This is a genomic window from Herbaspirillum sp. B65 (genome assembly GCF_000333555.1).
In the GTDB taxonomy this organism is placed as follows: Bacteria; Pseudomonadota; Gammaproteobacteria; order Burkholderiales; family Burkholderiaceae_D; genus Herbaspirillum; species Herbaspirillum rubrisubalbicans.
This window is the reverse complement of the sequence record NZ_BADI01000312.1, coordinates 1-6,642: the sequence shown is the minus strand read 5'-3', so window position 1 is coordinate 6,642 and position 6,642 is coordinate 1. Positions and strand designations below refer to the sequence as shown.

Here is a 6,642-nt window from a genome sequence, read left to right as displayed (position 1 = left end):
GCCTGCGGGCGATCTGCGCAGGTGAATGGCCTGATAGGCCGGAACCGTGCGTGGCCCCAGCTGGTAATCGAGGCTGATGGTCAGGCCCAGCTTGGGATTGAACTCCGCCACCGTCGATTGCAGCGCCGCCAGCAGGCCCGGTTCGGTATAGGTGACGAACCAGGTGTGCAACAGGCCGGGATGATAGGGATCCTTGATGTTCTCCTGCATCAGCTTCCAGTTGCCGGGGATGCGCTGGCGGTTATACCCCAATATCTTGAGCTGGCGGCCATTGAAGAGACGATCGAAGTATTCCAGCATCTGCGGTCCGAGGAATTGCTCCAGCGGTTCCACTTCCTGATCGAAGGAGGCGAACACCACCCCACCGCGGCGCGCCACCTTGAGCTTGGTCAAGCCATGCTCCTCGACCTTGAAGTCGGCCGGCATCCCGCCATTGACCTTGCCATCCTGCTTGACGCCACGGCGGAAGGGCACGCCCTGCAGATCGCCGTTGAGACGATAATTCCACTGGTGATAGGGGCAGACCAGTTCCTTGCGATTGCCGTGGCGCTCCCGGCAAAACTGCATCCCGCGATGGGCGCAGACGTTTTCCACCACGTGGATCTCACCCTCGGCGTCGCGTGTCATGATGACCGAACGTTCGCCCACCACGGTGCGCTTGAAGTCGCCATGTTGCGGGATTTCGGCTTCCAGGCCGACGTAGTTCCAGTGGCCGCGATAGAAGAATCGTTCCAGCTCGCGCTGGTAGAGCGCCTGGTCGGTATAGGCCCAGAACGGGATGCGGCTGGAGCCGTCACCGTTCCATTTCTGATCGCGGGCAAAGGCGATACTTGCTTCCTGCATGATGTTCTCCTTCAATGGCAGGCAGTTCAGCCAGCCACGCGCACACGAATGGACCCGAGGCCGGCCACATGGCCTTCCATCAGATCGCCGGCCACCACGGCGTTGACGCCTTCGGGGGTGCCGGTCATGATCAGGTCGCCCGGCTCCAGCGCTTCGTACTGCGACAGATAGGCAATGCTCTCGGCCACCGACCAGATCAGCTCGCGCACATCGGAACGCTGGCGCGGCTGGCCATTGACGGTCAGCGCGATCTCGCCGCTGCCGATGTGACCGACACTGCTCACCGGATGGATGGGACCGATAGGTGCCGAAGCACGGAAGGACTTGCCGAATTCCCAGGGACGCCCCTTGTCGCGCGCCTCCAGTTGCAGGTCGCGCCGGGTCATGTCCAGGCCGACCGCATAGCCATAGACGTGGGCCAGCGCGTCCTCCACGCTGATGTTGTGCCCGCCCTTGCCGATAGCCGCCACCAGTTCGATCTCGTGGTGGAAGTTGGCCGTCATGGGGGGATAGGGAATGCGACTTTCCGTTTCACCGGCACGCACGGCGGCGCAGGCCGGCTTCATGAAGAAGAATGGCGGATCGCGTTCCGGGTCCTTGCCCATTTCGCGCGCATGGGCGGCGTAGTTGCGACCGACGCAGAAGATGCGGTTGACCGGGAAGGCATCTGCACTGCCGGCCACTTCCAGGCTGATGACAGGCGCGTAGGGAAGCACGTAGTTCATAAAATCTCCGAAGCAAGGATTGAGTCAAGACCGGGGCAAAGCGGCGCCCTTCTCGGCCCTGGAAAAAATGACGAAACTGGTAAACCTTTTCCGCTCTATGCGGCCGGCCGTGCCAGGCGCTCTTCGCGCCACAGGCCGATGGCTTGCTGGGCCGGGCGGTCCGAGTAGCTGAACAGGATGGACTGGCGTTGCGCACGCAGTTGCAGGCTGCTCCACGACGGCACCACGAACACGTCGTTTTCCTGGAAGCGCAACAACTGCTCGCCGACCAGCGCTTCGCCCTCGCCTTCGAGGCAAACATAGACGGTGGCATCGGTACAGCGATATGGCAGGCTCTCGAAACCCTGCGGCAGCCACTGGATGAAGGCACCCATGGTCGGCATGGGTGACGCTCCCGTGGCCGGATTGACAAAGCGCTGCTTGTAGCCATGATGGGCATCGATGGCACCCTGCGATACACGCGCCAGCGCTGCGCGGGTATGCGCATAGGGATAAACAAAGACCTTGGTCGGCGCATTGGCCGGCTGGCTGAAATCGACTGGCACCATGTTGCTGCCATAACGGGCCAGCGCATCGCCCTCGGGGCGGCTGACTTGCTGCGACAGATCGTGCCCCGGCTCGGCAAAACCGGCATCGAAGAAACGCACCAGCGGAATATCCAGGCCATCCAGCCAGACCACCGGCTGCTCGCCCAGGTTGCCATGGTCATGCCAGGTCCAGGCCGGAGTGATGATGAAGTCGCCACGGCGCATGGTGGTGCGTTCGCCATCGACGGCGGTATAGGCGCCCTCGCCATCGAGCACCAGGCGCAGCGCCGATTGCGTATGCCGATGGGCCGGTGCGACTTCGCCGGGCATGATCAGTTGCAAGCCGGCATAGAGGCTTTGCGTCACCGAAGAATTGCCACGCAAGCCGGGGTTTTCCAGGATCAGCACACGGCGCTCGGCCTCCTCGGCGCTGATCAGACGGCCGGCCTGCATGACCTGCTCGCGCACTTCGGCATATTTCCATAGCGCCGGCTGCACCAGCGGCGTGGGCGACCTCGGCACCAGTCGCCCCAGCACTTCCCACAACGGCGTCATGCTGAACTGGTTGATGTGTTGGTAGTAGTGCGCGCGGGCAGCGCGGACCTGATCAGGGATATCCATCTTCATCATCATTCCTCGGCTTAGTTGGGGCTGGCATAGAACGCATCTGCGTAGATATGCTCCATGGCGATGCCCTTGGACTTGGCAATGAGCGTGGCGGCTTCCACCATCGGCGGCGCGCCACAGAGGTAGGCGCGCCAGCCGCTCAAGTCCTGCCAGTCGGCGGCCACGGCATCGGTGACCAGGCCGACGCGATGGCGCTGGCCCGGCTCGTTGGTGGCCAGCACGATATGCAGGTGCAAGTTGGGGTTGCTGTGCGCCAGTGCCTGCAGCCAATCCAGACCGTACAGGTCACGCGAAGAACGCACCCCGAAGTAGAGATGGATGGGATTGGTCATCTTCAGCGCAGTGGCCGCACGCACGATGGAAAGCACCGGCGCCAGCCCGGTCCCGCCGGCGATGCACAGCAACGGCCCCTCATGTTTCTTGCGCAGGTAGGCCGTGCCCATGGGACCGGAAACGCGCACTTGATCCCCCAGCTTGAGTTGCTGGAACACGTAGCCGGTGACGCGGCCACCGGGCACTTGGCGCAGATGGAATTCCAGCGTGTCATCTTCCGGCAGACCGGCCATGGAATAGGGTCGGATATGCTCGGGCGTAAATTGCAGCAGCGCATATTGGCCCGGCGAGAACGACAGCGGCTTGTTCGATTTGAGCACCACGCGCTTGATGTCATGCGTGAGATCTTCCAGCGCCACTACCGTGGTCTTGAGAACGCGTGCCGGGTGCATGACGATCTCATCGGGCTCGGGAATCTCGACCACGCAGCTTTCGGTGATGACGCTCATGCAAGCCAGCACATGGCTGCCCTCGCCGGGATTGGTGAGCTTGGCGTCGCCGGCCGATTCCAGCACGCGACCTTCGATGAGCTTGCAGCGGCAGGTACCGCAACGGCCTGCGCGACAGCTATAGGACACCGGCACGCCATTGGCCTGCAACGCGTCCAGCAGGTTGTCACCCGCCTTGACGGCAAGCGCACGCCCGAGGGGTTGCACCACAAGTTCCATGCCTGTCTCCTTCTGCCTATCGTTTTTATTGAATCGTTGAGGCGATTATAGGAAGCAGGACTTTATAAACATAGAGTATTCTCTGAATGTTCAACATCACCATCGGTGATATTACTTCCAACCAGAATTGCCAGGAGACAAGGCCGTGGAACTCAAGGATATCGACCTCAACCTGCTCGTTGTCTTCAACCAGTTGCTCATCGACCGCCGCGTCTCCATCGTCGCCGAGAAGCTCGGGCAGACCCAGCCGGCCATCAGCAATGCCTTGAACCGACTGCGCCGCCTGCTGGGCGATGAACTGTTCCTGCGCACCTCCAAGGGCATGGAACCGACCTCGCTCTCGATCCAGCTGGCCGAGCCGATTGCCTATGCCCTCAGCGCCATCCACAGCACGCTCAATCAACAAGCGCTGTTCGATCCCGAGCGCACCAACCGCACCTTTACCATCGGCATGACCGACATCGGCGAGATCTATTTCCTGCCGCGGCTGATGGATGCGCTCTCCAGTATCGCGCCCAATATTTCGATCAACACGGTGCGCAACACCACCCTCAACCTCAAGGAGGGCATGGAGTCGGGACATGTGGATCTGGCGGTAGGCTTGCTGCCGCAATTGAAGGCGGGGTTTTTCCAGCAGCGACTGTTCGAGCAGAAGTATGTCTGCCTGATGCGACGCGGTCACCCGCTGGACAAGAGGAAGATCAGCGTGGAGGAATTCTCGCAAGCCGACCATGTGAAGGTGGTGGCCTCAGGCACCGGACATGCGCGCGTGGATGAAGCCATCGAGAGAAAAGGCATCCGCAGGAACGTGCGATTGACGGTGCCACACTTCGTGGCGGTCGGGCACATCCTCTCCACCACCGACATGATCGCTACCGTGCCGGAGCGCTATGCACGGCAGTGCCTGGAACCGTTCAATCTGCGCTTTCTGCAGCACCCGGTGGAGCTGCCGGAGACCGGGATCAATTGCTTCTGGCACGCCAAGTTTCATAAGGAACCGGGGAATCAGTGGATGCGGCGGCTGGTCTTCAAGTTGTTTTCGGATAAGAAGCTCAAGACGGAGATGCTGGAAGAGTGAGCGGGATTCTCTGAGGACCTCTATGAACCTTCGAGTGAAGCCGATTGCGGGCTCGATTCAATGCTCATCGATACAACCACGGCTGCAAACGGTGCTGTTGCTCTTCGAAACGATGAATAAATTCCTTCTCCTCAAGGGTTAGGGATATGTCATCCAGGCCTTTGAGAAGTCGTTCCTTCCAAGCCGTATCAATCTCGAATCCATACACGGTATCGTCTATGCGGATATGCTGATTCGGTAAATCGATCTGCGCCTGGCAACCCGTCTTCAGCATTACCCGCTCGCGCATTTGCGCAAGAGTCGCAGCCTCGAGTCGAATGGCCAGGATGCCGTTCTTCAAGCAGTTGCCATGAAATATGTCGGCGAAGGATTCTGCCAGGATGGCTTGGAACCCATAATCGGCCAGGGCCCACGGAGCGTGCTCACGCGAAGAGCCACAGCCGAAATTCTTCCCCGTGAGCAGAATCGTCGCGCCCTGAAAACGGGGCGCATTCAGTTCGAAATCCGGGTTCAACAATCGTTTGCTGCAATCTTTACCCCAATACCCATCGTCGAGATATCGCCAGGCGTCGAAGGCATAAGGACCAAAGCCGGTACGGCCAATGGACTTCATGAATTGTTTGGGAATGATCGCGTCGGTATCGACGTTGTTCCGGTCCAGTACGGCAACGGTACCGGAAATTTCTCTGATCGGCGTCATTGGATCCACCCGCGGACATCGACAATATGCCCGGCAATAGCTGCCGCAGCAGCCATGGCAGGACTCATCAAGTGAGAACGCCCACCCTGCCCCTGGCGACCTTCGAAGTTACGATTGGACGTGGACGCACATCTTTCTCCCGGTGCCAATCGATCCTCGTTCATCGCCAGACACATCGAGCAGCCTGGCTGCCGCCATTCAAACCCCGCTTGCAGGAAGATCGCGTCCAAGCCTTCGCGTTCGGCCTGCCTCTTTACCATGCCAGAACCTGGCACCACCATTGCTCTCTTGACGCGGGACGACACTTGCCGGCCCTTGACGATGGCAGCGGCTTGCCGAAGATCCTCGATCCGGGAATTGGTGCATGATCCAATGAACACCTGATCGATCGACAAACCAATCAAGGGGACACCGGGGGCAAGCCCCATGTAGTGCAGTGCGCGAAGAATTGCTTCGCGTTTTTCGGCATTTCCTTCGGCGGCGGGATCAGGGACGGAGCCAGTCACAGGCGCAACCATTTCCGGTGTCGTTCCCCACGTCACCTGCGGCAACAGCCCTGCGACATCCAGAGCGACCACCTTATCGAAACTGGCTCCTGCGTCCGACTTCAGTTGGCGCCAATAGGCGATGGCAGAGTCCCACAGGTCGCCCTTGGGGGCGCAGCAACGACCCTCGAGGTAATCCTCAGTGACGTGATCGTAAGCGACAAGAGCCGTTCTCGCGCCCGCCTCGATGGCCATATTGCACAGGGTCATCCTGCCCTCCATGGAGAGCGCCGAAATGGCCTCACCCTGGAATTCAATGGCGTGACCTGTTCCTCCGTCCACGCCGATTCTTCCGATCATGGCAAGTACCAGATCCTTGGCCGTGATGCCCATCGGAACTCGACCTTCAAAGCGCACAAGCAGAGTTTTCGATTGCTTGCATCGTAAAGTCTGCGTTGCCAGGACATGCTCCACATCCGAAGTGCCAATGCCGAAAGCCAGTGCTGCGAAAGCGCCATGGGTGGAGGTATGCGAATCGCCGCAGACCACAGTCGTACCCGGAAGCGTCGCCCCCAACTCGGGGGCGAGCACATGCAAGATACCTTGATTCTGGTGTCTGAACGGGAAGTAGGCCAATGCTCCGACCGGGCGACATG

At 60.2% G+C, this 6,642-nt stretch carries 7 protein-coding genes; 1 reads left to right on the top strand and 6 read right to left on the bottom strand.

What is annotated here, in order from left to right:
* From I5W_RS08055 to I5W_RS08040, 4 genes are all read right to left on the bottom strand, one after another.
* Positions 1 to 843: Rieske 2Fe-2S domain-containing protein (locus I5W_RS08055; RefSeq protein ID WP_252716946.1), on the bottom strand; the 843-nt coding region annotated here is incomplete at its 3' end.
* Positions 844 to 869: 26 nt separating this feature from the next.
* On the bottom strand, positions 870 to 1,568 hold the full coding sequence (locus tag I5W_RS08050; protein WP_044528840.1) for a fumarylacetoacetate hydrolase family protein: 699 nt from the start codon (positions 1,566 to 1,568) through the stop codon (positions 870 to 872).
* Between the two features lie 95 nt (positions 1,569 to 1,663).
* On the bottom strand, positions 1,664 to 2,722 hold the full coding sequence (gene gtdA / locus I5W_RS08045; protein ID WP_044528839.1) for a gentisate 1,2-dioxygenase: 1,059 nt from the start codon (positions 2,720 to 2,722) through the stop codon (positions 1,664 to 1,666).
* A gap of 14 nt (positions 2,723 to 2,736) precedes the next feature.
* A complete protein-coding gene (locus tag I5W_RS08040) occupies positions 2,737 to 3,723 on the bottom strand; it encodes a 2Fe-2S iron-sulfur cluster-binding protein (RefSeq protein WP_044528838.1) in 987 nt (328 codons plus the stop codon).
* A 145-nt stretch (positions 3,724 to 3,868) separates the two neighbouring features.
* Here I5W_RS08040 and I5W_RS08035 point away from each other — a divergent pair, with 145 nt between their 5' ends.
* Entirely contained in the window at positions 3,869 to 4,801 is a 933-nt protein-coding gene (locus I5W_RS08035; protein ID WP_017451380.1) for a LysR family transcriptional regulator, read from the top strand.
* Between the two features lie 64 nt (positions 4,802 to 4,865).
* Here the strand turns inward: I5W_RS08035 and leuD are convergent, their stop codons facing one another.
* Together leuD and leuC are read right to left on the bottom strand one after the other, a co-directional pair.
* Complete coding sequence (leuD, locus tag I5W_RS08030) at positions 4,866 to 5,501, bottom strand: 3-isopropylmalate dehydratase small subunit (RefSeq protein ID WP_044528837.1); 636 nt, start codon at positions 5,499 to 5,501, stop codon at positions 4,866 to 4,868.
* Positions 5,498 to 6,642, bottom strand: a 1,145-nt coding sequence (leuC, locus tag I5W_RS08025) for a 3-isopropylmalate dehydratase large subunit (RefSeq protein WP_044528836.1), incomplete at its 5' end; no start/stop codon positions are given. The genes leuC and leuD, both read right to left, overlap by 4 nt.